This is a genomic window from Aequorivita nionensis (assembly GCF_046352995.1).
In the GTDB taxonomy this organism is placed as follows: domain Bacteria; phylum Bacteroidota; class Bacteroidia; order Flavobacteriales; family Flavobacteriaceae; genus Aequorivita; species Aequorivita nionensis.
In genome coordinates this window covers 2560893-2586083 of sequence record NZ_CP130281.1, presented here as the reverse complement: position 1 = coordinate 2586083, position 25191 = coordinate 2560893, and the positions used below count along the sequence as shown (strand labels likewise).

At 37.7% G+C, this 25191-nt stretch carries 28 protein-coding genes; 18 read left to right on the top strand and 10 right to left on the bottom strand.

Annotation, left to right across the window (positions count from 1 at the left end; genetic code table 11):
* Nucleotide 1 precedes the first annotated feature (1 nt).
* From Q2U82_RS11805 to Q2U82_RS11795, 3 genes are all read right to left on the bottom strand, one after another.
* A complete protein-coding gene (locus tag Q2U82_RS11805; protein ID WP_410005069.1) occupies nt 2–1267 on the bottom strand; it encodes an aminotransferase class I/II-fold pyridoxal phosphate-dependent enzyme in 1266 nt (421 codons plus the stop codon).
* Nucleotides 1268–1476: 209 nt separating this feature from the next.
* The gene (locus Q2U82_RS11800) at nt 1477–2514 is read right to left on the bottom strand and encodes a PLP-dependent cysteine synthase family protein (protein WP_410005068.1); all 1038 of its coding nucleotides are present in this window, start codon (nt 2512–2514) and stop codon (nt 1477–1479) included.
* Nucleotides 2515–2592: 78 nt separating this feature from the next.
* Nucleotides 2593–4728, bottom strand: a complete 2136-nt coding sequence (locus tag Q2U82_RS11795) for a S9 family peptidase (RefSeq protein ID WP_410005067.1) — start codon at nt 4726–4728, stop codon at nt 2593–2595.
* A gap of 64 nt (nt 4729–4792) precedes the next feature.
* Here Q2U82_RS11795 and Q2U82_RS11790 point away from each other — a divergent pair, with 64 nt between their 5' ends.
* From Q2U82_RS11790 to Q2U82_RS11740, 11 genes are all read left to right on the top strand, one after another.
* Nucleotides 4793–5116 carry a YbaB/EbfC family nucleoid-associated protein gene (locus Q2U82_RS11790; protein ID WP_410005066.1) on the top strand — a complete coding sequence of 108 codons (324 nt, stop codon included), beginning with the start codon at nt 4793–4795 and terminating at the stop codon, nt 5114–5116.
* 99 nt (nt 5117–5215) lie between these two features.
* Nucleotides 5216–5536: a YegP family protein gene (locus Q2U82_RS11785; RefSeq protein WP_410005065.1), complete on the top strand. Its 321-nt coding sequence runs from the start codon at nt 5216–5218 to the stop codon at nt 5534–5536.
* Nucleotides 5537–5633: 97 nt separating this feature from the next.
* A complete protein-coding gene (locus tag Q2U82_RS11780; RefSeq protein WP_410005064.1) occupies nt 5634–5858 on the top strand; it encodes a hypothetical protein in 225 nt (74 codons plus the stop codon).
* A gap of 100 nt (nt 5859–5958) precedes the next feature.
* Nucleotides 5959–8373, top strand: a complete 2415-nt coding sequence (locus tag Q2U82_RS11775; RefSeq protein WP_410005063.1) for a thiamine pyrophosphate-dependent enzyme — start codon at nt 5959–5961, stop codon at nt 8371–8373.
* Nucleotides 8374–8637: 264 nt separating this feature from the next.
* Nucleotides 8638–10305 carry an asparagine synthase B gene (gene asnB, locus Q2U82_RS11770; protein ID WP_410005062.1) on the top strand — a complete coding sequence of 556 codons (1668 nt, stop codon included), beginning with the start codon at nt 8638–8640 and terminating at the stop codon, nt 10303–10305.
* Nucleotides 10306–10655: 350 nt separating this feature from the next.
* Nucleotides 10656–10946, top strand: a complete 291-nt coding sequence (locus Q2U82_RS11765) for a helix-turn-helix domain-containing protein (RefSeq protein WP_410005061.1) — start codon at nt 10656–10658, stop codon at nt 10944–10946.
* Nucleotides 10943–11803, top strand: a complete 861-nt coding sequence (yhdJ, locus tag Q2U82_RS11760) for an adenine-specific DNA-methyltransferase (protein WP_410005060.1) — start codon at nt 10943–10945, stop codon at nt 11801–11803. Before Q2U82_RS11765 ends, yhdJ begins: the two co-directional genes overlap by 4 nt.
* A complete protein-coding gene (locus tag Q2U82_RS11755; RefSeq protein ID WP_410005059.1) occupies nt 11800–12909 on the top strand; it encodes a hypothetical protein in 1110 nt (369 codons plus the stop codon). Before yhdJ ends, Q2U82_RS11755 begins: the two co-directional genes overlap by 4 nt.
* Nucleotides 12909–13043, top strand: coding sequence for a hypothetical protein (locus Q2U82_RS11750; protein WP_410005058.1), 135 nt, complete (start codon nt 12909–12911; stop codon nt 13041–13043). Before Q2U82_RS11755 ends, Q2U82_RS11750 begins: the two co-directional genes overlap by 1 nt.
* 500 nt (nt 13044–13543) lie before the next feature.
* Nucleotides 13544–13906: a helix-turn-helix domain-containing protein gene (locus Q2U82_RS11745; RefSeq protein WP_410005057.1), complete on the top strand. Its 363-nt coding sequence runs from the start codon at nt 13544–13546 to the stop codon at nt 13904–13906.
* 78 nt (nt 13907–13984) lie between these two features.
* Complete coding sequence (locus Q2U82_RS11740) at nt 13985–14374, top strand: hypothetical protein (RefSeq protein ID WP_410005056.1); 390 nt, start codon at nt 13985–13987, stop codon at nt 14372–14374.
* A gap of 42 nt (nt 14375–14416) precedes the next feature.
* Here Q2U82_RS11740 and Q2U82_RS11735 read toward each other — a convergent pair whose 3' ends face one another.
* From Q2U82_RS11735 to Q2U82_RS11725, 3 genes are all read right to left on the bottom strand, one after another.
* Entirely contained in the window at nt 14417–14791 is a 375-nt protein-coding gene (locus tag Q2U82_RS11735; RefSeq protein ID WP_410007158.1) for a class I SAM-dependent methyltransferase, read from the bottom strand.
* A gap of 106 nt (nt 14792–14897) precedes the next feature.
* Nucleotides 14898–15278, bottom strand: coding sequence for a hypothetical protein (locus Q2U82_RS11730; RefSeq protein ID WP_410005055.1), 381 nt, complete (start codon nt 15276–15278; stop codon nt 14898–14900).
* 63 nt (nt 15279–15341) lie between these two features.
* The gene (locus Q2U82_RS11725) at nt 15342–16181 is read right to left on the bottom strand and encodes a 1,4-dihydroxy-2-naphthoyl-CoA synthase (protein WP_410005054.1); all 840 of its coding nucleotides are present in this window, start codon (nt 16179–16181) and stop codon (nt 15342–15344) included.
* A 102-nt stretch (nt 16182–16283) separates the two neighbouring features.
* Between Q2U82_RS11725 and Q2U82_RS11720 the strand changes: the two genes are divergently transcribed.
* From Q2U82_RS11720 to Q2U82_RS11705, 4 genes are all read left to right on the top strand, one after another.
* Nucleotides 16284–17402 (top strand): C1 family peptidase, encoded by a 1119-nt coding sequence (locus tag Q2U82_RS11720; RefSeq protein ID WP_410005053.1) that lies wholly within the window; start codon nt 16284–16286, stop codon nt 17400–17402.
* A 150-nt stretch (nt 17403–17552) separates the two neighbouring features.
* Entirely contained in the window at nt 17553–17954 is a 402-nt protein-coding gene (locus tag Q2U82_RS11715; protein WP_410005052.1) for a hypothetical protein, read from the top strand.
* A gap of 149 nt (nt 17955–18103) precedes the next feature.
* Nucleotides 18104–18337 (top strand): thioredoxin family protein, encoded by a 234-nt coding sequence (locus Q2U82_RS11710; protein ID WP_410005051.1) that lies wholly within the window; start codon nt 18104–18106, stop codon nt 18335–18337.
* A gap of 59 nt (nt 18338–18396) precedes the next feature.
* A complete protein-coding gene (locus Q2U82_RS11705; protein ID WP_410005050.1) occupies nt 18397–19005 on the top strand; it encodes a MarR family winged helix-turn-helix transcriptional regulator in 609 nt (202 codons plus the stop codon).
* Between the two features lie 10 nt (nt 19006–19015).
* On the opposite strand, the gene Q2U82_RS11700 is transcribed toward Q2U82_RS11705, so the two are convergent.
* Entirely contained in the window at nt 19016–19846 is an 831-nt protein-coding gene (locus Q2U82_RS11700; RefSeq protein WP_410005049.1) for a S1 RNA-binding domain-containing protein, read from the bottom strand.
* Nucleotides 19847–19931: 85 nt separating this feature from the next.
* Here Q2U82_RS11700 and Q2U82_RS11695 point away from each other — a divergent pair, with 85 nt between their 5' ends.
* Nucleotides 19932–20336 (top strand): hypothetical protein, encoded by a 405-nt coding sequence (locus Q2U82_RS11695; protein ID WP_410005048.1) that lies wholly within the window; start codon nt 19932–19934, stop codon nt 20334–20336.
* On the opposite strand, the gene menD is transcribed toward Q2U82_RS11695, so the two are convergent.
* The 3 genes from menD to Q2U82_RS11680 are packed head-to-tail and all read right to left on the bottom strand — an operon-like array spanning nt 20331 to nt 23519.
* Nucleotides 20331–21995, bottom strand: a complete 1665-nt coding sequence (gene menD, locus Q2U82_RS11690; RefSeq protein WP_410005047.1) for a 2-succinyl-5-enolpyruvyl-6-hydroxy-3-cyclohexene-1-carboxylic-acid synthase — start codon at nt 21993–21995, stop codon at nt 20331–20333. The two genes, Q2U82_RS11695 and menD, sit on opposite strands and share 6 nt — an antisense overlap.
* Before the next feature lie 31 nt (nt 21996–22026).
* Complete coding sequence (locus Q2U82_RS11685; RefSeq protein ID WP_410005046.1) at nt 22027–23094, bottom strand: isochorismate synthase; 1068 nt, start codon at nt 23092–23094, stop codon at nt 22027–22029.
* Nucleotides 23094–23519: a PaaI family thioesterase gene (locus Q2U82_RS11680; protein ID WP_410005045.1), complete on the bottom strand. Its 426-nt coding sequence runs from the start codon at nt 23517–23519 to the stop codon at nt 23094–23096. Before Q2U82_RS11680 ends, Q2U82_RS11685 begins: the two co-directional genes overlap by 1 nt.
* A 45-nt stretch (nt 23520–23564) precedes the next feature.
* On the opposite strand from Q2U82_RS11680, the gene Q2U82_RS11675 reads away from it, so the two are divergent.
* Nucleotides 23565–24206 carry an alpha/beta hydrolase gene (locus Q2U82_RS11675; protein ID WP_410005044.1) on the top strand — a complete coding sequence of 214 codons (642 nt, stop codon included), beginning with the start codon at nt 23565–23567 and terminating at the stop codon, nt 24204–24206.
* A gap of 93 nt (nt 24207–24299) precedes the next feature.
* On the top strand, nt 24300–25013 hold the full coding sequence (locus Q2U82_RS11670; RefSeq protein WP_410005043.1) for a Two component regulator three Y domain protein: 714 nt from the start codon (nt 24300–24302) through the stop codon (nt 25011–25013).
* Nucleotides 25014–25191: the final 178 nt, after the last annotated feature.

Genomic DNA, 25191 nt, shown 5'->3' with positions numbered 1-25191 from the left:
ATTAAATCTTCTCTCCCATCGCCTCAGCAACAGCTGCTGAAAGACGTTTGTAGGTTCCATTCTCCAAACGCTCACGGATTGCTGAAAAAGCTTCTAAAGTTTCGTCAATATCCTTCATTGTATGAGTAGCAGTTGGTATCATTCTTAAAAGAATCAATCCTTTCGGGATTACTGGATACACAACGATTGAACAGAAAATTCCATGGTTTTCACGAAGGTCTTTTACAAGCGCCATCGCTTCTGGAATGCTTCCTTTTAAATATACTGGCGTAACGCAGCTTTGGGTAGTTCCTATATCAAAACCTCTCTTTTTCAATCCACCTTGTAGTGCATTTACGTTTTCCCAAAGTTTTTCTTTTAGCTCGGGCATTGTGCGAAGCATATCCAAACGCTTCAAAGCACCTTCTACCAAAACCATTTGTAAGGATTTCGCAAACATTTGTGAGCGCAAATTGTATTTTAGGTAATTCATTATTTCCTCATCACCTGCAATAAAAGCTCCGGTACTTGCCATAGATTTTGCGAAAGTTGCAAAATAAACGTCAATTCCATCCTGAACTCCTTGCTCCTCGCCTGCTCCAGCCCCTGTTTTTCCAAGTGTTCCGAAACCGTGCGCATCATCCACAAAAAAGCGGAAATTGTATTTTTTCTTAAGCGCTATAATTTCTTTTAGTTTCCCTTGTTCACCGCGCATTCCGAAAACGCCTTCAGAAATAAGAAGAATTCCGCCACCAGTTTTTTCGGCAACTTTGGTTGCACGTTGCAGGTTTTTTTCGATACTTTCCATATCGTTGTGCTTATACGTAAAACGTTGCCCTAAATGAAGACGAACGCCATCAATAATACAAGCGTGTGCATCTACATCATAAACAATCACATCGTCTTTTGAAACCAAAGCGTCAATGGTTGAAACCATTCCTTGATATCCAAAATTCAAAAGATAGGCTGCTTCTTTACTTACAAAAGCTGCAAGTTCTCTTTGAAGTTGTTCGTGAAGATCGGTATGGCCGCTCATCATTCGAGCGCCCATTGGGTATGCAGAGCCCCATTTTTTTGCGGCTTCGGCATCTACTTTCCGAACTTCCGGATGGTTTGCAAGGCCTAAGTAATCATTGATGCTCCAAGTGATTACATCTTTGCCTTTAAATTTCATTCGGTTAGAAATTGGTCCTTCCAACTTTGGAAACACAAAATAGCCTTCCGCTTGTTCGGCCCATTTTCCCAACGGACCTTTATCTTTATAAATTTTATCGAATAAATCTCTCATCAACCTTTTATTGTTAAAATACGGGACAAAATTAATTAAATTATTTGTGAGATATTAGATTTTGGACATTAGATTTTAAACAACCGAAAACCGAAAACGTAAGCGTGCGATTAATCACGCGCCAACCCATAAAAATCATATAAATAAAAAAACCGATTGAAAATAACAATCGGTTTTTAAATCGTATATCTAAAATCGTAAATCTAAAATTACTTTACGTATTCAATCTGATGGATTTCAGCCGTTTCGGAATCAAAGAAACCTTGCTGTTGCATCCATTCGTCATTGTAAATTTTACTCATATAGCGAGAACCGTGGTCTGGGAAGATAACAACAATGTTGCTGTTTTCATCAAATTCACCTTCCTCCTCAAGTTGTTTTATACCCTGCATTGCAGCACCACTTGTGTAACCCACAAAAAGTCCTTCTGTTTTAGCAAGCTCACGTGCGGTGTGTGCACTACTCTCGTCTGTTACTTTTTCAAACTTGTCTATAATATTAAAATCTGTAGCAGTTGGAATCAAATTTTTTCCTAAACCTTCAATTCGGTACGGATAGATTTCATTTGCGTCAAATTCCTTTGTTTGGTGGTATTTTTGAAGAACTGAACCGTAAGCATCAATTCCGATTATTCTTATATTTGGGTTCTTCTCTTTTAGGAAACGAGCCGTTCCAGAAATGGTTCCTCCTGTTCCGCTGCAAGCTACCAAGTGTGTTATTTTTCCTGCTGTCTGCTCCCAAATTTCGGGACCGGTGGTTTGGTAATGTGCATCAATGTTCAATTCATTAAAGTATTGATTGATGTAAACAGAACCTTTAATTTCGCTGTGAAGTTTTTTCGCAACTTCATAATAAGAACGCGGATCGTCTGCACTAACGTGGGCTGGGCACACATAAACTTTGGCGCCCATAGTTTTCAGCATATCAATTTTATCTGCCGAAGATTTTGAGCTTACGGCCAAAATACATTCGTAACCCTTAATAATGCTTACCATTGCAATACTGAAACCAGTGTTTCCACTTGTGGTTTCAATAATGGTATCACCAGGCTTAAGAATTCCTTTTCTTTCGGCTTCTTCAATAATGTAAAGTGCAATGCGGTCTTTGGTGGAGTGCCCAGGATTGAATGCTTCAACTTTTGCGAAATAATTACCCTTCATATTTTGGGTAATCTTGTTAAGCTTTATCAACGGTGTGTTGCCTATAAGTTCCAACACGTTATTGTGGGCTTTTATTTCTTCTTTCATAAAGAGGGTATTCGTTTTAAAATGACTTCAGTTTGAAACTGAAAATTTTAACCGCACAAAGGTAAGGAAATATTTTAATTACTCCTTAATTCCTTCCAAATCCAATAGAAAGGCATAATCCATTGCAACTTCCTTCAAAGCTTCAAAACGCCCGGAAGCCCCGCCGTGGCCTGCATCCATATTGGTTTGCAACAATAAAATATTATCGTCGGTTTTTAGATCCCGAAGTTTGGCAACCCATTTAGCCGGTTCCCAATATTGCACTTGGCTGTCGTGCAAACCCGTTGTTACAAGCATATTTGGGTATGCTTTTGCCTCAACATTATCATACGGTGAATAACTTTTAATATAATTATAGTATTCCACTTCATTTGGGTTTCCCCATTCGTCATATTCACCAGTTGTTAAAGGAATGGAATCATCCAGCATTGTCGTAACAACATCTACAAATGGTACCGAAGCAATTACGCCGTGATATAATTCCGGTGCCATATTGGTAATTGCCCCCATCAGAAGCCCCCCAGCAGAGCCACCCGAAGCGTAAAGGTGCTCTTTTGAAGTATAACCTTCGGAAATCAAATATTTTGAAGCATCAATAAAATCTGTAAAGGTATTTTTCTTTTTCAGCAATTTTCCATCTTCATACCATTGTCTTCCCATATATTCCCCGCCGCGAATGTGCGCAATTACATATATAAATCCGCGATCCAAAAGACTTAAACGCACGGATGAAAAATAGGGATCCATCGTGGCGCCGTAGGAACCGTACCCATAAATAAGCAACGGGTTTTTACCATCTTTTTTAATGCCTTTTCTGTAGATTACCGACATCGGGATTTTTGTTCCATCCATAGAAGTTGCCCATAAACGTTCGGTTTCATAATTGTCTTTATCAAACTTTCCGCCCAAAACTTCCGTTTCCTTCAAAACCGTTTTGTCTTTCGTTTCCATGTTGAAATCAATCACGGAAGCTGGCGTATTCAAAGAGTTGTAGCCATAACGAAGTATTTTCGTGTCAAATTCTGGGTTTTGGGTCGTGAACGCCGTGTAGGTTTCATTATCAAAAGGAAGATAATAATCTTCGTTGCCATCCCATTTTTTTATACGGATTTTGGTCAGTCCATTATTCCGCTCACTCACCACCAAATAATCCTTAAAAATATCAATATCCTCCACCAAAACATCATTTCTGTGCGGAATCATATCCACCCAATTTTCCTTGGAAGTTTTATCTTCCGAAGTTTTCATCAGTTTAAAATTTAGCGCTTTGTCTTTATTGGTCAAAACGTACCAATTGTTGCCGTAATGTGAAATGCTATACTCCAATCCTCTTTCGCGCGGTTGAAAAATTTTAAATTCACCCATCGGGTTATCAGCATCCAAAACCCTGTATTCTGAAGTAAGCGTGCTGTAACAACCAATTACGATAAATTTCTTTGATTTTGTCTTGTAAACATAGGTTCCAAAAGTTTCATCTTCTTCCGTAAAAACGAGTTCGTCCGTGATTGGGTCGGTGCCCAAAGTATGGCGATAGATTCTATCGGCACGAAGGGTTTTTTCGTCCTTTCGCGTGTAAAAAAGCGTTTTGTTATCGCTGCCCCAAGTTGCGCTTCCGGTTGTTAAAGGAATTCGTTCGGGATAGATTTCGCCAGTTTTCAGGTTTTTTATGAAAATATCATACTTTCTTCGGCTTAATGTATCTACGCCGAAAGAAACCAAATTGTTGTCCTCGGAAACGTTCAAGCCTGAAAGATTGTAATAAGAATGACCTTTCGCCATTTCATTTACATCAAAAAGAATTTCTTCTGTAGCATCCAGAGAACCTTTTTTTCGGGTGTAGATTGGGTAATCCTTCCCAGTTTCGTAGCGGGTTATGTAATAATAGCCGTTTAATTTGTACGGAACAGATTCATCATCCTCCTTTATTCGAGCCTTCATTTCCTCAAAAAGATCTTCTTTGAACTTTTTGGTATGCGCTGTCATCGCTTCGTAATATTTGTTTTCATCCTTTAAATAATCAATGACTTTTTCATCTTCGGGATTATTGAGCCAATAATAATCATCTATACGAACATCGCCATGAGCTTTTAATTCCTTGGCAATTTTTTCGACTTTCGGGGGATTTATTTTCATAATATCTTTTGAAGTTTCCTGCGCATTTATTGAAGCGGCAAAAGTAAGGCTTGCAATTGAAACAAATACAAATTTTTTCATAATTGAAGGTTGTTGAATAGCCATACAAAGTAGTAAATTTGCATCAAACTAAAACAAAAAAAATATGTTTGGAGATTTAATGGGAATGATGGGCAAACTGAAAGAAACCCAAGAAAAAGTAGAAGCCACAAAAAAACGTCTGGACTCGGTGCTTATTGATGAAGCCAGCAGTGACGGACTTTTAAAAATAACGCTTACCGCAAACCGAAAAATAAAAACCATCGAGATTGCAGATAGCTTATTGGAAGACAAAGAGCAATTGGAAGATTATTTAATCCTCACTTTAAACAAAGCCATCGAAAAAGCAACAAACGTAAACGAAACCGAAATTGCTGCAGTTGCCAAAGATGGAATGCCAAATATTCCAGGGATGGATCTGTTTAAATAAATGATAAAATTATTATAAAAGCCTTCGCCTATTTTTAAAACAACTTGTTTTTCACGATATTGAACGCTCAAATATTCAGTAATCAATAAACACCTAATTATGTTTGAACTTAAAAAAAGCGGTGATAAATTTCACTTTACCTTAAAAGCGGCCAACGGACAAGTAATTCTTTCTAGCCAGATGTATGCAACAAAAGCTTCAGCAATGAACGGGATTGAATCTGTTCAAAAAAACTGTGGAAAAGACGAAAGCTTTGAAATGAAAACTGCAAAAAACGGTAAAATTCATTTTAACATTAAGGCCAGCAATGGGCAAATTATTGGCAGTAGCCAAATGTATGCTGCCGAGAGCGGTGCCAAAAACGGAATTGAATCCGTGAGAAAAAATGCTCCTGGAGCTTCCGTAAAAGAAGTTGAGTAAAATTAAATTCCTAAATATAAATCCTCGGAAATTCCGGGGATTTTTTATTTTTACCCACAACCTCAAAAAAGGAAGTCCGAATCAATAAATCACTTGAATGCAACTACTAAACAATTGGCGTATCATCCTTTTGCTCTGCCTCACATTGGGCTTAGCCCCTTTTTTTCCCGAACCGCACATCTGGGGTAAAATAAAATGGATTGCAGGTGGCGCCGAGGGAATGCTAGCTGCAGACTGGTTTGATGTTTTATTCCACGGATTGCCTTTTCTCCTCTTGCTTAGATTATTGATAATCAAGTTAGTTTCTTTAAAAAAGGATTAAACTTAAAAAACCTTCCCTTTCAAAAACTTGGTTGTGTATAACTAAGCATTGCGAAACACCCTCAATTTCGCTATTTTTGCAAATATAAAAATCCATTGTAATGCAGACAGACCCAAAGACCAACGGCGAGATTTCTTTTAACGATTTCAAAGAAACCGTTATTAACGATTATAAAATTGCAGTAACTAGCCGTGAATGTAGTCTTCTGGGCCGCCGTGAGGTACTTACGGGCAAAGCAAAATTTGGAATTTTTGGAGATGGAAAAGAAGTGCCACAGCTAGCTTGGGCCAAAGCATTCCAAAATGGCGATTGGCGAAGCGGATACTACCGCGACCAAACTTTTATGATGGCCATTGGAAAATTGACTATTGAGCAGTTTTTTGCGGGTCTTTATGCACATACAGACATTAAAGCGGATCCCATGAGTGCTGGAAGACAGATGGGAGGTCACTTCGCAACTCATAGTTTAAATGAGGATGGAAGCTGGAAAAACCTTACAACACAAAAAAATAGCAGTGCAGATATTTCACCTACAGCAGGTCAAATGCCGCGATTGCTGGGATTGGCACAAGCTTCCAAGATTTTTAGAAACGTAAAAGGAATTGAAAATAAAACCAACTTCTCCATCAACGGTAACGAAGTAGCTTGGGGAACAATAGGTAATGCCAGCACCAGCGAAGGCCTTTTTTGGGAAACCATAAATGCGGCAGGCGTATTGCAAGTACCAATGGTAATGAGCGTTTGGGACGATGAATACGGAATTTCAGTTCACGCAAAATACCAAACTACAAAAGAAAATATTTCAGAAGTACTTAAAGGATTTCAACGTACCGAAGAAGAAAACGGTTATGAAATCATTCGCGTAAAAGGCTGGGATTACCCTGAGCTTATTGAGGTTTACAGCCGTGCTTCAAAAATTGCAAGAGAAGAGCACGTTCCTGTTTTGATTCACGTGCAACAATTAACACAACCGCAAGGCCACAGTACCAGTGGCTCACACGAACGCTATAAAAGCAAGAAACGCTTGGAATGGGAAGCAAACTATGACTGCAATCTAAAAATGCGCGACTGGATTATTTCAAGCGATATTGCGACTGAAGAAACACTTGCCGAAATTGAAAAAGACATTAAAAAGAAAGTGCGAGACGGCAAAAAAGCAGCTTGGGAAGCTTTTGTAGCACCACAGAAAAAAGAGCAGGAAGAAGCTGTTTTGTTGTTAGGAAATCTAGCTGAAAGCAGTGCGAACAAGAACTTCATTGAAAAGATAAAAAATGAACTGGCTTCGGAAAAAGAGCCACTACGAAGAAATATTCTTGCCAGTGCCAGAAAAGCTTTACGCTATGCCATTGGTGAAGATTCTTCAGAAAAGAAGCAATTACAAGACTGGATTAATAATTATTTCGAAATAATTCAACCTAAATATAGCGCTCATCTTTATAGTGAAGCAAAAGAAAATGCAAAAACTATAAAAGAAGTGCTTCCCTCCTACGCCAACGATGCCGAGGAAGTTGATGGCCGTGTAATACTACGTGATAACTTTGACGCTATCTTCTCCAAACACCCAGAGGTTTTGATTTTTGGCGAAGACAGTGGTGAAATTGGCGATGTAAACCAAGGTTTGGAAGGTATGCAGGAAAAATACGGCAAACTTAGGGTTGCCGATGCTGGAATTCGCGAAGCAACTATTCTTGGGCAAGGAATCGGGATGGCCTTACGCGGACTAAGACCAATTGCCGAAATTCAGTATTTAGATTATATATTGTATTGTCTTCAGATAATGAGCGATGATTTGGTAACCACTCGTTATAGAACAAATGGCACACAAAAATCACCTTTAATAGTCAGAACTCGTGGCCATAGGCTAGAAGGTATTTGGCACAGTGGCTCACAAATGGGCGGCTTGATTCATCTGCTTCGCGGAATGTACATTCTCGTACCGCGAAACATGACCAAAGCTGCAGGTTTTTACAATACTTTGCTTGAAACTGACGAACCAGCTTTAGTTATTGAATGTTTGAACGGCTACCGTTTAAAGGAAAAAATGCCAAACAATCTAGGCGAACTTAAAACTCCAATAGGTGTAGTTGAAACCGTAAAAGAAGGAACAGACATAACCTTGGTTTCTTACGGAAGTACGTTACGAATTGTTGAAGAAGCTGCAAAAGAATTGCAACAAGCTGGTATAGATGCCGAAGTTATTGACGTGCAATCTTTGCTTCCTTTAGACCTTAATCACGATATGGTGAAGAGTGTAGCAAAAACAAACAGACTTCTGGTAATTGATGAAGACGTTCCTGGTGGAGCTTCGGCTTACATTTTAAATCAAATTGTTGAGGTACAAGGTGGTTATAAACATATGGACAGCAAACCCCAAACCCTTTCCGCCAAAGATCACCGTCCGCCTTACGGCACTGATGGCGATTATTTTAGCAAGCCTTCCGTGGAAGATGTCTATGAAAAAGTTTATGAAATTATGCACGAAGTAAACCCTTCAGAATTTCCGAAACTTAGATAATTCTGTCTTTCATCGAATATTTAATGCCTTTAGCCATTAATTGCATTTTATTCAACAAACATTTGGAAGTCTTAAATTAATTACTTTAAATTAGCAATTCATTATAAAAACAAAAAACAAGTTTATGTTTCATTTCAGCTTAAATACAAACAATAATAATAACGAGCTGCCGTAACAAAAACTTGTCGCGATATACAGCCCGTCAGGTTTTTTACCTGACGGGCTTTTTTTTGACTTAAAACGAACCATTAAAAAATAGAAATTATGTGTGGAATTGTATGTGCATTCAAACTCAAAGAGCCCGCAGAGGCCTTAAGACTTCAGGTATTGTCAATGGCAAAATGTATCCGTCACCGCGGGCCGGACTGGAGCGGAATTTTTAGTAACGACAAAGCAATTATGGCCCACGAGCGCCTCGCCATTGTTGACCCCACTTCCGGCAAGCAACCGCTTTTCAGCAGTGATGGCAACCTCGTTTTAGCAGCCAATGGCGAAATTTATAACCATATGGCTCTTCGGAAACAATTCAAGGATTATGAATTCCAGACCAAAAGCGACTGCGAAGTAATCCTTCCGTTATATAAAGAAAAAGGTGCCAGCTTCCTTGATGAAATGAACGGCATCTTCGGCTTTGCACTTTACGATATTGAAAACGACAACTATTTTATCGCCCGCGACCATATGGGCATTATTCCACTTTATATCGGTTGGGACCAAAACGGAACCTTTTACGTAGCTTCAGAATTAAAAGCTTTAGAAGGCGTTTGCACCAAAATAGAACTCTTCCCGCCCGGCCATTATCTGGACAGCCGCGAAGGCGAACTGAAACGCTGGTACTCCCGCGATTGGATGGATTATGAAAGCGTAAAAAACAACGCCACCGAAATTGCCGAACTCCGCAAAGCCTTGGAAGCAGCAGTACACCGTCAATTGATGAGCGATGTGCCATACGGAGTTTTACTTTCCGGCGGCTTGGACAGCAGCATCACTTCCGCAATCGCAAAAAAATATGCCGAAAAACGTATTGAAAGCGAAGACACCGAAGGCGCTTGGTATCCACAGCTTCACAGTTTCGCTATCGGACTTGAAGGCAGCCCCGATCTTGCAGCAGCGCAAAAAGTGGCAGATCATTTAAAGACCGTTCACCACGAAATAAAATTTACCATCCAAGAAGGCACAGACGCCATTCGCGATGTGATTTATCATTTGGAAACCTATGATATAACCACCATCCGCGCCAGCACGCCAATGTATTTAATGGCGCGCGCTATCAAGGCAATGGGTATAAAAATGGTACTAAGCGGCGAAGGGGCTGACGAAATTTTTGGCGGCTACCTCTATTTCCACAAAGCCCCCAATGCAGAGGAATTCCACAAGGAAAACGTACGCAAGTTGGACAAACTACATATGTACGACTGTCTCCGCGCCAACAAATCCCTAGCCTCTTGGGGCATTGAAGGGCGTGTTCCTTTTCTCGATAAGGAATTTATGGACGTCGCTATGCGCATAAACCCGCAGGACAAAATGATAAACGGCGAACGCATGGAAAAGTGGGTATTGCGAAAAGCCTTTGAAGACATGCTACCCGAAAGCGTTGCCTGGCGACAAAAGGAACAATTTAGCGATGGTGTGGGCTACAGTTGGATAGACACCCTAAAGGAAATGGTAAACGAAAAAGTAACCGATGAGCAGTTGGCAAACGCCAAATACAAATTCCCGCTACAAACGCCGAGCAGCAAAGAAGAGTTTTATTACCGAAGCATTTTTGCAGAACATTTCCCTAGTGATACTGCTGCGCTTAGCGTACCTTCTGTTCCCTCTGTGGCTTGTAGTAGCCCCATTGCTTTGGAATGGGACGCCAGCTTTAAGAATATGAACGACCCAAGCGGCAGGGCGGTTAAAAATGTTCATACAGATGCTTATGCAAAATAGTAAGTAGTAAGAAATTAAAAACGCCAGCGAAACACATAGCTGGCGTTTTTTTTTGCACTTTCCACAACCTTTCGTTGATAACTTCCTGAAACCTATTCTTTAACAACTTGGGTTTTGGGGTATATTTGAAGGGAAACAAAAAAGATATAATGGGAATAAACACCATATGGTGTTTATCCGCATGTTGTGCGTCAGTGTAAAAACCCGACCCGCAAATGGCACATTTGGTTTTTCCCGACACACGAGCCAACGCCCCAAGAACCAAAAGAGCCATTTTTTCCATCCCTTGACTGAAAATTAGAAAATTATTTTTAACTTTGACCAAATTTAGACAAGTACACAACAGGTCAATGACAATCGGACAAAGAATCAGACAACTCAGAGAAGAATCAGGTATGAAACAGCGTGAACTTGCTGCAAAACTTGACATTGGAGAAGGTTTCTTGAGCAAAGTTGAAAATGACCAGAAGTTATTAAAACGAGAAGACCTCAAAAAACTTAGCGAATTTTTCAATGTTGCTCATTCTGATTTAGAAACATTGTGGTTGGCAAACAAAGTCTACGACTTGATTAAAGATGAAAATCAAGGTTTGGAGGCTTTAAAGGTTGCCGAAGAACAAGCAAAATACGTGAGAAAATGATAAAAACATACAACAAAGACGGACACATAATTTATAATGGAGATGCAATTCAAGTCTTAGAATCAAAGATTGAAGATAAATCTATTGATTTGATTTTTGTTGACCCTCCATATAATATTGGTAAAGACTTTAACGGACGTAAGGACAAATGGAATACCGACCAAGAATATTTGGATTGGTGTTATATGTGGATAGATTTTTCCCTAAGAAAATTAAAAGATAATGGCAGTTTTTATGTTATGACCTCTACCCAATTCATCCCATATTTCGATTTATATCTTCGAGATAAAATCTCAATTCTTTCACGTATAATTTGGTCTTACGACAGTTCAGGAGTACAAGCAAAAACCTATTTTGGTTCAATGTATGAGCCTATTTTGTTTTGTGTAAAAGATTCTAAAAACTATACCTTTAACTCGGAAGACATCCTTGTTGAGGCTAAAACAGGTGCCAAAAGAAAACTAATTGATTACAGAAAAAATCCACCACAGCCCTATAATACGGAAAAAGTACCAGGGAATGTTTGGGATTTTCCGAGAGTTAGATATAGAATGGCGGAATACGAAAATCACCCAACTCAAAAACCAATAGCTTTACTTGAAAGAATTATTAAAGCAAGTTCTAATGAAGGAGATATAGTATTAGACCCATTTTCAGGAACATTTACAACTTCTTTTGTCGCAAAATCATTAAACAGAAAATCTATTGGTATTGAAATAGATGAAGATTTTACAAAAATCGGAATAAGAAGGGTTTTAGAAGAAACCTCATTAAACGGAGAGGATTTAAAACCCGAACTCAAAACGTATCAAATTAAAAATCAAGCACAACAAACATTATTTGAACCCAAAATATGAAGCATTCTTTTACAGATACAATATTTGAAATTCTAACCAAAAATTTTGGAGAAGATGCGGAAGCAATATTCAATAACAGCGAATTATTAAAATACATAAATCAAAAAACTGTTTCAGCTCACAAAGGGTCTAAAGCTCGTGGAAGTTTTGGAAATCTCTATGCAATTTATGTACTTGTTGAAGATTATATAAAGGAAGGATTTCACAAAAAAAGAGATTATTCTAAGTATGAAGGAGCCAAGTTCTCTGCCCTATTTAAAAGACAAAGAGAATTGCCATTTGGTAATAAACTTCAAAATCACGCCTTAAATCAGCGAATGAATCTTGAGTTTAGAAAATATTTTCCTACCTGTGATTATATCCCAATAATTAGAGTGGTTGTCACCCAGCGGTATTGGATTAACGCCAACCTTATAGAATTAGAAGTAAACAAAAAGGATGTCAATATTGCGGAATCAATAATTGAGATAATTGATGCTTATGCAGCTTCTAAAAGAAGTGCGTTCGAAAGCTTTATTGAAACCTGCGAACGATTAAAAGACATTGAAAATGAACAACCTGAAGAAATAAAAGCTTTCATTTTGGGATTGTTAGAACCAAATATTGATGCCAGAATTTTTGAAATTGTGAGCTATTCAATTTTAAAAGCTGATTACAATGACCAAACTGTTTATTTTGGCTTTACAGAGGAGACAATTGAACCGGAAAATTTAAAACTCTACAAGACAGGGAGAACAAATGCAAATGATGGAGGAATTGATTTTGTAATGAAACCTTTAGGACGTTTCTTTCAAGTTACAGAGACAACGGATGTTAAAAAATATTTTTTAGACATTGATAAACTCGAAAAATTCCCAATCACTTTTGTTGTAAAATCTACCGAAACAGTAGAAAAGCTAACTGAAAGAATTAAAACAGGTGCAAAACAGCAATATTCTGTTGATGCAATTGTAAATAAATATGTATCTTGTATAGAAGAAATTATCAATATTGACAAGTTAAAAAACAGTTTAGAATCAGTCGAGAGAAAAGGTAATATGCCTGACGTATTGAATGAAATAATTAAACAAAGTAAAGTTGAATTCAATTACGAAGTAGAAGAATAATGCCAACACTAAAAGCCATACACATTTACAATTCGCACCAGCCAATGCTCAAGCCAAAAATTGCAAAAGAGTATGTCTTTGCCAACGCTTACAGACGACTGAAAAAGAACACCGAACGCACAACAAAGAACTGAGGTAAAAAACAACACTTTTCTTCATTAATTTTTGACACTATAATTCTAGGCTTACAGATTGAAAAAATAGATCTGTAAGCTATTTTTTTTGTTTTTAATTCCAATTATTTTACCGCAAGCACCGAAACAAATTCCGCGTCATAGGGCAGGCCACTCGTGCTCAAGAAATAAATATTACCTTCCCCCCCAGCTAGCGCCCCTTTCCAAAATATACCAAAGGTCTAAACCTCACCCCTCGCACAAAACTTTCATCTTTTTACCCCATACTTTCACAAATTAGCTTCTTACTTTCATATTTTATTCAATAACTTTCATAAATTACTTTCACATTTTAAACTTTACATTTATCATTTTAACTTTCTATTTTTATACTTTCATAACCTAATAATAAACTTTCATATTTTATTTTAATTTTTTCACATTTTCCTTTCATACTTTCAAAAACACCCTTGCAACTTTCCAAATAAAACAATAATTTAGTAAAACAAAACCCAAGCAATATGATAGCACTAAACCTAGAACAAGTATTCAAGGCCCGTGGCATAGACAAAGGCTATTCATTTATGATAAAACACGGCATATCAAGCAGCGCAGCGGGCAACCTACTCTACAGAGCGCCCCGCGGCATCCGTCTAAAACATATAGAAATACTTTGCAAGCACCTAGTCTGTGAACCAAGCGACCTCTTCGCCTACACCCCAGAAAAAAATGAGACCCTAAACGAGAACCACCCCCTACAAAAACTCATCCGCGACCAAGCAGAGGCCAACCTAAAACAAGCCATCAGCAACCTAAGCTACCAAGAGCTCATAGCGATCACAAAAAACATAAACGATCTCAAAAAAGAAGACAAATCACATTAATTTTAAAAAACAGCCTTAAAATAATAATTAAAACTTCCGTATATTTAAGAAAACAAACAAATACAAAGCACTATGGGCATGTTTCACTATTACGAATTTAAAGAATCAGAAGTCTTCATCTTTGATAACTTCCTTGTGAACCAAATCAAGGAAGGAGTTACTGTAATCCCTGCTCATAATGATAAATTGCGCAAAGTGGTGGATGAACATTTTGCAAACAAAAAAATGGTCTATATCTCGAATAGATATTTTAATTACGCAGTAGATCCCCTAACCTATCTCGAAACCTCAAAAATCCACAACCTCGTGGCTATGGCTATAGTGGCTGATACAACAATGGCAAAATCAAATGCCAAACTGGAAAGCATGTTCTATAAAAAGAAATTCGAAATCTTTGAAACCCTAAGCGAAGCAATGGCCTGGGTGCAAAAAGAGTTAGCCGATAGCGAAATCTCTAAGGAAATTTAACTTCTACTTAAAAGCCATTAAATTTATTGCTCAAAAGCTTCTTCACGATTTTTTAAACACAACGATATCCTGATATTCTTTTTTGGCAGTATCGCGAACTTCATCTTTCCAAAAACCATCAATAATCTTTACTTGCTCAAAATGTTCCTGACTAAGCATATGAAAAAGTTTGTTTTTATGAATAGCGATATTTCCAGATTTCACACTGTCATTCATCAATCTATATCCATTCTTTTCCACCGGAAAACTAAAATCCTTTTTGGTTGAAATAAATTCTTCCGAAGCATCGTCATAAAGAAAAAAAGTAGAGAAACAAACCCCGCCAGGTTTTAACACGCGATAAACTTGATTAAAGTAATGCTGAATTTCTTCAATCTGCATATGTGTAAATACAGAAAAGGAAAACGCAACATCTATAGTATTATCTGCATATGGAAAAACAAACTCTGAAGCCTTAAGAGTAGCCGTATTGTATAAATCATTAAAAAGCGGAACATATTTAAACTTGAAATTGGTATGTTCTTTATGTATTCGTGAATTGCACCACTGTACGCCCCCTTTCCACTACATCAAAACCTTCATAACTTCCGTCTTTATTTAAATAGCTAGTTAATGCAATTGCAGTTCTGCCAATGCCACTACCAATATCCAGAACTTGATGACTTGGTTCAAGGTTGGCGTATTCCTTAAGCATCTGCAATTGATTTTGGCCTTGCATCAAATAATCTTTAGCACTCGCCGGCGATCCTGTATAAATATAACCACGTGGCGGAACATACTTGTGTCGTTTGCCCGTAATACTATCCAAAGTGTCTTTTGGCAAATAATACAATCTTCTAATAAAAAAACGCTGATTGGAGGAAAGCGAATACCAAATATCGCGTAGCTTGCTTGTTTTACTCATTGAAATTGATGCTTGTTTTTATATTTTTTTACTGCTTACTGCAACTGAATACTGAAAACTTTTTTACGGCAACCACTTTTTATCAAAATTCGGCTTCCTTTTTTCAAGAAAAGCATCACGTCCTTCTTTAGCTTCATCAGTCATATAAGCAAGCCGCGTAGCTTCACCTGCAAAAACTTGTTGGCCAACCATCCCGTCATCGGTTAAATTCATTGCAAACTTCAACATTTTTATGGAAGTAGGGGATTTCGCAAGAATTTCCTGCGCCCACTGGTAAGCGGTATCTTCAAGTTCAGCATGAGGAATCACGGCATTCACCATGCCCATATCAAAAGCTTCCTGCGCAGAATAATTTCTTCCAAGGAAAAAGATTTCGCGTGCACGCTTCTGCCCTACCATTTTTGCTAAATACGCACTTCCGTAGCCACCGTCAAAACTAGTAACATCAGCATCCGTCTGTTTAAAAATTGCGTGTTCCTTGCTTGCCAAAGTAAGATCGCAAACAACGTGCAAACTGTGTCCGCCACCCACTGCCCAACCCGGAACTACGCAAATAACTGCTTTCGGCATAAAACGAATCAAACGCTGCACGTCAAGAATATTTAAACGGTGATACCCATCATCCCCCACATAACCTTGATGGCCACGCGCTTTTTGATCGCCGCCACTGCAAAAACTATATATCCCGTCTTTCGAGGAAGGTCCTTCCGCAGAAAGCAAAACCACACCTATGGAAGTATCTTCCTGTGCATCGTGAAAGGCATCGAGCAATTCGGCAGTGGTTTTTGGGCGAAACGCATTGCGCACATCAGGCCTGTTAAAAGCGATTCGCGCCACGCCATTTGATTTTTTATAAGTTATATCGGTATATTCTTTAACGGTTTTCCAGTTGGGTGAAGACATAATTGTTATTTTTGTTTTCAAAGATATAAATTGTTTGTGGTTTATGGTTTGTTGTTTAACCGTTGAAGACCACAAACCTTAAACAATAAACTTCAAGCACAGATGAAACATTTTCTTCTTTCCCTCGTAATTCTTTTCACATTAAACCTAACTGCCCAAGAAGCCTACAAATTCACCACCATTACAGATTTGGAGGCTACGCCCGTAATAAGCCAGGGAATTACGGGAACGTGCTGGAGTTTTAGCAGTACTTCGTTTTTGGAAAGTGAAATCATTCGTCTTACGGGAAAGAAAATAGATTTGAGTGAAATGTATCAAGTTAGGAATACGTATCCATTAAAAGCCGAAAACTATATTATGCGTCAAGGTCGCGCGCAGTTTGGCGAAGGCGGATTGGCGCACGACGTAATGAATTCCGTTGAAAAATTTGGACTGGTTCCCGAAGAAGCTTTTAGCGGATTATTTACCGGAGAAACCACATACAACCACGCCGAAATGGTTGCGGTACTTGAAGCAATGTTGAAAACATACGTTGACAATCCGGGCAGAAAACTGAGCAAAAAATGGCGTGCCGCTATTGAAGGGGTTTTGGATGTATATATTGGAAAAAACGTGACTAATTTCACTTTTGAGGGAAAGCAATACAATCCGCAAACCTTTTTGGCAATGACCAAAATAAAACCAGAAGATTATGTAAACATTACAAGTTTTACACAAGCGCCTTTTTATTCAAAATTTATATTGAATATTCCCGACAACTGGAGCAATGGCAGTTTTTATAATGTTCCTTTAGATGAAATGATGGCGACAATTGACAATGCGTTGGATAAAGGTTTCACTGTAGAATTGGATTGCGATGTAAGTGAAAAAACATTTTCCTCAAAAGATGGCGTTGCGGTCATTCCCGAAAATATTGAAAATAACGTGAAAGCGCTACAGGGTATTTATCCCGAAAAGAAAATAACCCAAGAATATCGTCAAGAGGAGTTTGAAAATTATGACACTACCGATGATCATTTAATGCACATTACAGGAATACTTCGCGACCAAAACGGCACAAAATATTACAAAGTAAAAAACAGTTGGGGCACAGATGAAAGTCGGGTTGCCAATGGTGGTTATGTATATTTCAGTGAAGCCTATATGCGTTTGAAAGCAATAAGTGTTACAGTTCATAAAGATGCAGTACCAAAAAACACGGCCCAAAAATTGAGTATATAAAAAAGAAAATATTTTCAACCACAAACCATCAACTATTAACCATCAACTTATTTTGTTACCTTTGTTGCGATGAAAAACTTGTTGTTTCTAATTTTATTCCTTCCTATAATTGGTTCGGCTCAGCTGGATTATGAGTCCAATAAATTTAAATTGGATTTCGTAAAGCTACCTGAAGTTGAAAGTTTATTAACCACCTCCCTTCCGGTTGATGCTAGCTTTGGAACAAAAAGCTTGAAAAAACTTCCTTCTTTTAAGATGGATAAAAATAACTATCGCGAACCAGTGAGTATGTTTGATGTAATGGCAGCAAATCAAAATTATGTAAAATCTGATATCCAAATTTCATTGGATCCACGTGAATATGGAGTCTATGGCGGCAACACCACCTACACTGCAGATGGTTCTACTTCGGTTAAAAATATTGCATATAAAGAATCCCGAGGGTTTTTAAGACCAGAGCTAATGCCTTATACCTACGGCTATTATCAACGTCCTGCTAGACGGAGCGGTTTTTATGTAGATTATGGCATTTATACAACGCCTTCACAATAGCCCAAACTACAATCTGTTGACTTTATAGCGGTTACCAATTATTCTTTTGAAGCTTTTTAAAAATATTCTAAACTATATTTTATTTAGTTAGGATTCCTTACTATATTTGTTGAAGCAATATTGCTTTTAAACTTAAATACTTATTAATTATGAAAAAGTCTGTTTTTTATCATGCTGGTTGTCCTGTATGTATCAGTGCCGAACACGAAATTCTAGAACTTATAGACCCTTCTTCTGTTGAGGTAGTGCATTTAGGTGAAGAAAAATCAAAAATACAAGAAGCTGAAAATGCAGGAGTGAAATCTGTTCCTGCATTGGTTACACCAACGGGGAATGTACTTCATATTAACTATGGAGCTTCCATGGCCGATGTAAAAGGCTGAAAAATCAATTAGGATTACTAACTTTGCCTGTTAGGGTTAAACTCTTAACAGGCATCATTATGAAAAAAAGTGTTTTTGATACCTCCTTTCAGCAAGAAAGTGTGAGCAATAAAATAGTGGTTGGTCTTGAACGGATTTCAGAAGTTTTCCGAACGTTGCTTTGGGCAGAAGCTAAAAAATCTGGCGTAAGTCCCATCCAGATACAAATACTGATTTTCATAGCTTATCATAAAAGTTCGCTGTGCACCGTTAGTTATTTGGCAAAGGAATTTGACGTTACAAAACCCACCATCAGCGATGCCGTGAAATCATTGGAACAGAAAAAACTAATCTTAAAAGATTATTCAAAACCTGATAGCCGAAGTTATCTCATTGCGCTTTCAGAAAAAGGAAAAGAATTGGTTTCAGTAACCGAAAATTATGCGAACCCGTTAAAAAATCAATTCGACACTTTTGATAATGCGCAACTGGAAACTGTTTATGAAGCTATCGTAAAACTTATTTACAATTTAAATAAAGCAGGAATAATCAGCGTGCAACGAACGTGCTTTGCCTGTAAATTCCACAGTAAAAAAGAGGGTAGTGATTATTGTGAATTTCTTCAAAAACCATTAAAAACTGAAGCTATACGCATTGACTGCCCAGAATTTGAGGAAAAATCGAACTAACTAGAAAGAATTAAATCAATTCAATTCCATCTTCCTTAATTACAATCTGTTTGTCTTTATAAAGCGTGCCAATTGCTTTTTTAAAACTTTTCTTGCTCATTCCCAACATATTTTTAATTGAATCTGGGTCTGATTTGTCATGTAGCGGTAAAAATCCACCAGCTGCTTCCAGCTCTTCACGAATAAAATTTGCGTTAGGCTCAATGCTTTTGTAGCCCGGAGTTTGTAGCACAAGATCTATTTTATTGTCAGGGCGTATTTTTTTTATGTACGCCTTCATTTTATCACCCGTTCGTATATCCTCAAAAATGTCTTCAATATAAATTAAACCTTTGTGAACGCCATTCACGATTGCATTGGCACCTTTTTCTGTGAGGTGAGTAACCAAGATATCTACCTCCTGAAAAGGTTCGACGGTCAAAGTATCGTTTTGAAGAAAATGATTTGTTTTACTTGAACCCACCAAACGATTGGTTTTCTCGTCTATATAAAGATAGACAATGTACCAATTGCCCTTTTTCATTGGGCGTGCTTGTTCCTTAAATGGAACGAAGAGTTGTTTTTCCAACCCCCAATCCATAAAAGCGCCGTATTCCGTTACATCACTGCAGTGCAAGTATCCAAATGTGTTGAGTTGCAGAAAAGGATCAAGCGTTGTTGCAATCGGACGTTCTTCATTATCCAAATAAATAAAGACCGTAATTTCACCTCCTATCTCATATTCCTCGGGCTTATATTTATGCGGCAAAAGCACCACATTTTCCTCACCATCCCCCAAATATAGACCCGGTTCGGTTTCCCGAAGTATCTCTAAAGTATTGTATTCACCCAATTTTATCATAGCTGCAAAGGTACTGTATTATTGTCAAAAAAATCACCGAACACGTATATACAAATAAAACTTAAAATGTAAATTCACCCTGAAAATGCAAAAAACTTCTCCACATAACCTTCCTGCTGATTTCCAACTAAAAAAAACGTTGGATACAGATATTGGAATGGTTTATTTTTACGATAACATTGTTGTTTTCGAGGCAAAGGAAGGCATCATTATGTCCTATAAAACTGGTTTTTCCATTTTGCTTAAAGGCCTAAACTATCTTGGCCCCAAACGTTGGGTGTTAATTTCAAACCGTGTGCATTCCTATTCCATAAAACCTATGGATTATAAATACCTTAATAAAGTACCCACATTACGCGCCGTTGGTGTTGTAAATTATAGTGAAGTAGGTCATTCAAATGCCCAACTGGAAGCTAAGTTCTGCAAAAAACCCTTTCAAATGTTTGATGATCTTACTGAAGCCGTCATTTGGAGCAAAGGATTCTTATAGAATACATTTGAAGTAATCCAAAAGCACTTTATCATTCAAATTTGAAGGTGTGAAAATCTCCAACAAGGCCGGTCCATCATTTTTACTGAAAAAAATGTTCACGTTTTCTGTCAAATCCTCTTTCTTATCAATAGTTTGATATTTGAAACCGTACATTTCTGACAACTGTTTTGCCGTTAAATTGTGTTTTGTTTCAAAAAAAGTATCAAAAAGCTTTGAATCCTTTTCGCCAGGAAGTATTCTGAAAATGCCGCCACCGCCATTGTTCACAACAATTATTTTAAAGTTTTTCGGAATGTAGTTATTCCAAAGTGCATTGCTGTCATAGAAAAAACTTAGATCGCCCGTGATGAAAATTGTAGGTAATTTTGAGGCATAGCCTGCGCCAACTGCAGTGCTTGTACTCCCGTCAATTCCACTTGTTCCCCGATTACAAAAAACTTCTGCAGAATCGTGAATGTCAAAAAGTTGTGCATAACGGATAGTTGCACTGTTGCTCAACTGTAACTGAACATTTTTTGGAAGCTGCTTAAATATTTCAGAAAAAACCATAAAATCTGAATATGGAATTTCAGATTCGTAGATGTTATGACGTTGCAATCGATGACGTTTTATTGCTAGCCACTGGTTTCTGTAATCAGTTTTTAACGGTAGTGTCTTCGGAAGGAATTCAGCCAAAAATGAATTGATGCTTGTTTCAAAATGATGCTTTAAAACAAAAAAGGTATCATATGCTTTTTTGGAATCTACGTGCCAGTGTTCTTTTGGTGAAAAACTACGCAAAAATGCCTTTATCTTTTTGGAAACCACCATTCCGCCAAAGGTGAGTAAAATCTCAGGTTGCAGTTTGCTTAAATCCTCATCTGCTAAAGGAGCAATAAGTTGGTCAATTGCAACTATAAAATTTTCATTATGCAGATTTGAAGTGGTTTCTGTTAAAACCAAAACACTTTCGTCTTTTGCCAGTTGCTCTATAAAGCGCTTTTCCAAACTATTTGGAGGTAAAACCCCAACTAAAACCATTTTGCGTTTGCTACGATTCCATTTTTCAATAAAGGGATTTAAATCTTCCTTCAAAGCTTCAGTACCTAAACGCGGCGCTACGTTTTGTGGCCAAACTAATTGGTTTTCCACAGTATGGTATAAAGGTTCCGAAAAAGGAATGTTTATGTGCACTGGGCCCTTCAGCTCTAATGCTGTGTTCAATGCAATATTTATTTCGGTTTCATTTTTAATCTGAAACTCCTCGCCTTCAATACAATTAGCGCTGTAAAGAATATGGTTTTCAAAAACATTTTGCTGGCGGATTGTCTGTCCATCACCTATATCAATTCGATCTAAAGGTCTATCTGCAGCAATAACCACCAATGGAATATCGCTGTAAAACGCTTCCGCCACGGCGGGATAATAATTGAGCAAAGCCGAACCGGAAGTACAAATTACCGCGACAGGTTTCTGAAGCTGTTGCGCAATTCCCAAAGCGAAAAAAGCCGCACAGCGCTCATCAACAATGCTAAAACACTTAAAAGCTGGATGTTCCCCAAAACCAATGGTAAGTGGTGCATTGCGCGAGCCAGGGGAAATTATTATGTGATCTATACCCTTGTCCAAACATAATTGTACAAGCGTTTGTGAGAGAATCTTGTTTGAGAATTTCATGGATTACAAAGGTACAAAGAAGCCCAAAATATTATAGCATTGGCTTCAATACTTGTAGCATGGTTTGCATTTTATTTTGGGTTTCATTCCATTCTTCCTGCGGTTGCGAACCTAGTGTTATACCACCGCCAACAAAAATATGGGCAATATCCCCTTCAATTTTCATACACCTTAGATTAACCATTAACGAAGCGGATTGTCCATTTTCAAAAATTGGCCCTAAAAATCCTGTATAAAATTCGCGATTATAACCTTCGTTTTCAAGTATAAATTCTTTCGCAAATTTCTTTGGACTTCCACAGACAGCGGGTGTAGGATGGAGCGCGGTTGTTATTGTGGTTAATGTGGCTTTGCCATTTTTTAGAACGCCCGTAATGTCTGTGCGCAAATGCAACAAAGACCCTGCTTGATGTGTGTGGGGGTTTGAAACTTTTAATACTGAAGTAACCCGTTGCAGACTATCGATTATTGAATCAGTAACCAATTGTTGCTCTTCAAGTTCTTTTAAACCCCAAAATACGGATGCTTTATTTAAAAATGGCTGTGTTCCTGCTAAAGCCATTGTTTTAAAGGAATTATTTTCAATTTGCACCAGTGTTTCGGGTGTGGCACCACACCATAATCCAGTTTTGGGATGGTACCATATATATCTAAATGCAGTGGGATATGCCGAAAATAGACTCTCTGCAAGTTTTTCAATCGAGAAATCTTTTAGAAGGAAATCTTTTTTTCGGGAAATAACAATTTTATTCGCATTCTGTCTTTTGAAAACTTCAATGGTTTTATTGAGAAGTTTAATGTACCTGTTTTTCTCTTCAATATCACTTGAAACAGCAATTGGAGTTATTTCAATATCGCTCTTTATAAATTCACACTCCAAATTTTCAGAATCGTTTTCAGGAATAAAAAAAGAGCTGTTTTTATAATCAAAAGGGGCAAAAACAAAGCCGTTTTCAGTTAAATTATCAACTGTGTGCAATTGCTCACTTTTTTGCAAAAAAGCTACCAATCTATTGCTTTCAGGGAATGAAAAAACCACAAAAGGCAAATCCTTTTTATAGTGTCCCGAAATTTTTGAGATTAATAGTTTATAATCCATTATTTGGTCTTCGGTAAAGTAAGGGTAGTAAGTTTTACAAGTGAAACAAGTGCTCCTTCTTCATTTGTAATTTTTATTTGCCAAAGTTGTGTGGTTCTTCCTTTATGAACAATACTTGCGTGTGCATAAACATAACCATCACGGACGCTTTTAACATGGTTGGCAGCTATTTCAATTCCGCGGATAACTATTTCTTCTGAATTCAAAAAAAAGTAAGCACCAGCACTGCCTACACTTTCTGCCAAAGCTACGGAAGCTCCACCGTGCAAAACGCCGTCTGGCTGATGTACTCTTGATGTTACAGGCATTCTGGCAACAATAAAATTATCGCCTATTTCAGTGAATTCTATGCCTAAGGTTTCCATTAGGGTATTTTGGCACATTTTGTTGCAGCCGGCCAAAATTTCTTCTTTGGTGTACTTCATTCTATTGGTTTACATTTGTAAAAGTACAAAATTGATTTTAACAAAATGAGTCTCGAAAAAGAAGCTTCTTACCGCGCAACAAATACCTATTCCACCCTCAACACCTTAACTGAAAAAACTAAAAATATCTGGGTGGTTTTTCACGGAATGGGCTATTTGAGTAAATATTTCATTAAGTATTTTTCAGAAATGGACGCTGAAGAAAACTACATCATTGCACCGCAAGCTCCTTCAAAATATTATCAAGGAAAGAATTTTAAACATGTGGGGGCTTCCTGGCTAACCCGCGAAAATACCATTGCAGATACACATAATATATTAAATTATGTAGATGCCGTTGTTGAGAAGGAACTTCCGGACTTTAAAGCCAATCTGATTGTTTTGGGCTACTCGCAAGGAGTTTCCATTGCCACGCGCTGGGTGGCAAGCAGAAAGATTCAGTGTGATAAATTGATTCTACATTCCGGTGGAATTCCAAGTGAACTAAAAACCCAGGATTTTGAATTTCTAAAATCCAGTGCACAGGTAATTTATCTCTATGGAAATAAAGATCAATACATAACAGAAGCACGAGAGACCGAGGAAAAACTAAAGGGCAGCAAACTTTTTCAAAGTCGGCTAAAAATTGAGGTATTTGAAGGAATTCATGAGGTTAATACAGCCATTTTACTAAAGCTTTCAAAATAACTCAAGGTTTAACGTGCATTTCATCGAATAAGTTTGTTCTTTAACTTGTTTTGTATTTCTTTTACTTCGCTTTAAAACTAATAGCCCCAAACTATGAAAAAGGCAATACTAACCTGCGGATTCATGTTCCTAGCTACTTTAATGGTGGCTCAAGTGAGTGAGAAAGAAAAACAAGTTCTTTTAGATTTTTATACAGCAACCAATGGACAGGCTTGGACCCATACTTGGAATGTGGAAGAACCTGTAGCAAACTGGTATGGCGTAACCGTGGAGAATAACACGGTAACAGAAATACATATGTTATTTAACAATGTTGATGGCATATTGCCAGCATCTTTGGGTCAATTAAAAAGCTTGAAAAGACTAGAACTCTCCTTCAATCCAATTTCTGGGAATATTCCTTCGGAATTGGGCAATTTGGAAAATTTGGAAGTTTTAGCACTAAATGGAACTGAAATTCATGGAAACATTCCGGCTGAATTGGGCAATCTTGCACATTTAAAACAGTTGCATTTAAGCAGTAACAATTTAAGCGGAAACATTCCTGAAAGCTTGGGCAATCTTTATGAAATTGAAGTTTTTAATGTTTTTGACAACAACCTATCGGGAATGCTGCCAAAACAATTGGCTAAGTGTCCGAACTTAAAGGAATTGATGGTTGCAGAAAATAATTTTAACAATCCCGATGATTTTTCAGTAGTGCTACTGTCTAATTCCGGAGCAAAAATAGACTTACTCAACAACTCCCCGCATATTGAACCCGCCCAGTCCATAATTGCTGTGGAACGGGACGAATCTGAAGATTAACACTATTCTATTTTCCTCATTTCCAAAGCGGCCTGAAAGGGTCGCTTATTTTTTTAAAAACACGGCAAAAAACACATTTTATCGTTAAAGAGCATTGTCAAGTTAGAAATTATTAGTAGATTGCCCCAGGTCTTTGAACCAAGTGGCCCCCACCCACTCCAGAGACCTTAAAGCTTAA

Excerpts from the sequence above, each read along its gene's own strand:
- Q2U82_RS11685 (WP_410005046.1), bottom strand. The coding sequence starts at position 23,094 with ATGGATTATAAACTATTAATCTCAAAAATTTCGGGACACTATAAAAAG.
- Q2U82_RS11730 (WP_410005055.1), bottom strand. The coding sequence starts at position 15,278 with ATGAGTAAAACAAGCAAGCTACGCGATATTTGGTATTCGCTTTCCTCC.
- Q2U82_RS11765 (WP_410005061.1), top strand. The coding sequence starts at position 10,656 with ATGACAATCGGACAAAGAATCAGACAACTCAGAGAAGAATCAGGTATG.
- yhdJ (WP_410005060.1), top strand. The coding sequence starts at position 10,943 with ATGATAAAAACATACAACAAAGACGGACACATAATTTATAATGGAGAT.
- Q2U82_RS11675 (WP_410005044.1), top strand. The coding sequence starts at position 23,565 with ATGAGTCTCGAAAAAGAAGCTTCTTACCGCGCAACAAATACCTATTCC.
- Q2U82_RS11700 (WP_410005049.1), bottom strand. The coding sequence starts at position 19,846 with ATGATAAAATTGGGTGAATACAATACTTTAGAGATACTTCGGGAAACC.
- Q2U82_RS11740 (WP_410005056.1), top strand. The coding sequence starts at position 13,985 with ATGTTTCACTATTACGAATTTAAAGAATCAGAAGTCTTCATCTTTGAT.
- asnB (WP_410005062.1), top strand. The coding sequence starts at position 8,638 with ATGTGTGGAATTGTATGTGCATTCAAACTCAAAGAGCCCGCAGAGGCC.
- Q2U82_RS11745 (WP_410005057.1), top strand. The coding sequence starts at position 13,544 with ATGATAGCACTAAACCTAGAACAAGTATTCAAGGCCCGTGGCATAGAC.
- Q2U82_RS11680 (WP_410005045.1), bottom strand. The coding sequence starts at position 23,519 with ATGAAGTACACCAAAGAAGAAATTTTGGCCGGCTGCAACAAAATGTGC.
- Q2U82_RS11725 (WP_410005054.1), bottom strand. The coding sequence starts at position 16,181 with ATGTCTTCACCCAACTGGAAAACCGTTAAAGAATATACCGATATAACT.
- Q2U82_RS11750 (WP_410005058.1), top strand. The coding sequence starts at position 12,909 with ATGCCAACACTAAAAGCCATACACATTTACAATTCGCACCAGCCAATG.
- menD (WP_410005047.1), bottom strand. The coding sequence starts at position 21,995 with ATGAAATTCTCAAACAAGATTCTCTCACAAACGCTTGTACAATTATGT.
- Q2U82_RS11670 (WP_410005043.1), top strand. The coding sequence starts at position 24,300 with ATGAAAAAGGCAATACTAACCTGCGGATTCATGTTCCTAGCTACTTTA.
- Q2U82_RS11775 (WP_410005063.1), top strand. The coding sequence starts at position 5,959 with ATGCAGACAGACCCAAAGACCAACGGCGAGATTTCTTTTAACGATTTC.
- Q2U82_RS11780 (WP_410005064.1), top strand. The coding sequence starts at position 5,634 with ATGCAACTACTAAACAATTGGCGTATCATCCTTTTGCTCTGCCTCACA.
- Q2U82_RS11795 (WP_410005067.1), bottom strand. The coding sequence starts at position 4,728 with ATGAAAAAATTTGTATTTGTTTCAATTGCAAGCCTTACTTTTGCCGCT.
- Q2U82_RS11755 (WP_410005059.1), top strand. The coding sequence starts at position 11,800 with ATGAAGCATTCTTTTACAGATACAATATTTGAAATTCTAACCAAAAAT.
- Q2U82_RS11695 (WP_410005048.1), top strand. The coding sequence starts at position 19,932 with ATGCAAAAAACTTCTCCACATAACCTTCCTGCTGATTTCCAACTAAAA.
- Q2U82_RS11790 (WP_410005066.1), top strand. The coding sequence starts at position 4,793 with ATGTTTGGAGATTTAATGGGAATGATGGGCAAACTGAAAGAAACCCAA.
- Q2U82_RS11720 (WP_410005053.1), top strand. The coding sequence starts at position 16,284 with ATGAAACATTTTCTTCTTTCCCTCGTAATTCTTTTCACATTAAACCTA.
- Q2U82_RS11705 (WP_410005050.1), top strand. The coding sequence starts at position 18,397 with ATGAAAAAAAGTGTTTTTGATACCTCCTTTCAGCAAGAAAGTGTGAGC.
- Q2U82_RS11800 (WP_410005068.1), bottom strand. The coding sequence starts at position 2,514 with ATGAAAGAAGAAATAAAAGCCCACAATAACGTGTTGGAACTTATAGGC.
- Q2U82_RS11710 (WP_410005051.1), top strand. The coding sequence starts at position 18,104 with ATGAAAAAGTCTGTTTTTTATCATGCTGGTTGTCCTGTATGTATCAGT.
- Q2U82_RS11785 (WP_410005065.1), top strand. The coding sequence starts at position 5,216 with ATGTTTGAACTTAAAAAAAGCGGTGATAAATTTCACTTTACCTTAAAA.
- Q2U82_RS11805 (WP_410005069.1), bottom strand. The coding sequence starts at position 1,267 with ATGAGAGATTTATTCGATAAAATTTATAAAGATAAAGGTCCGTTGGGA.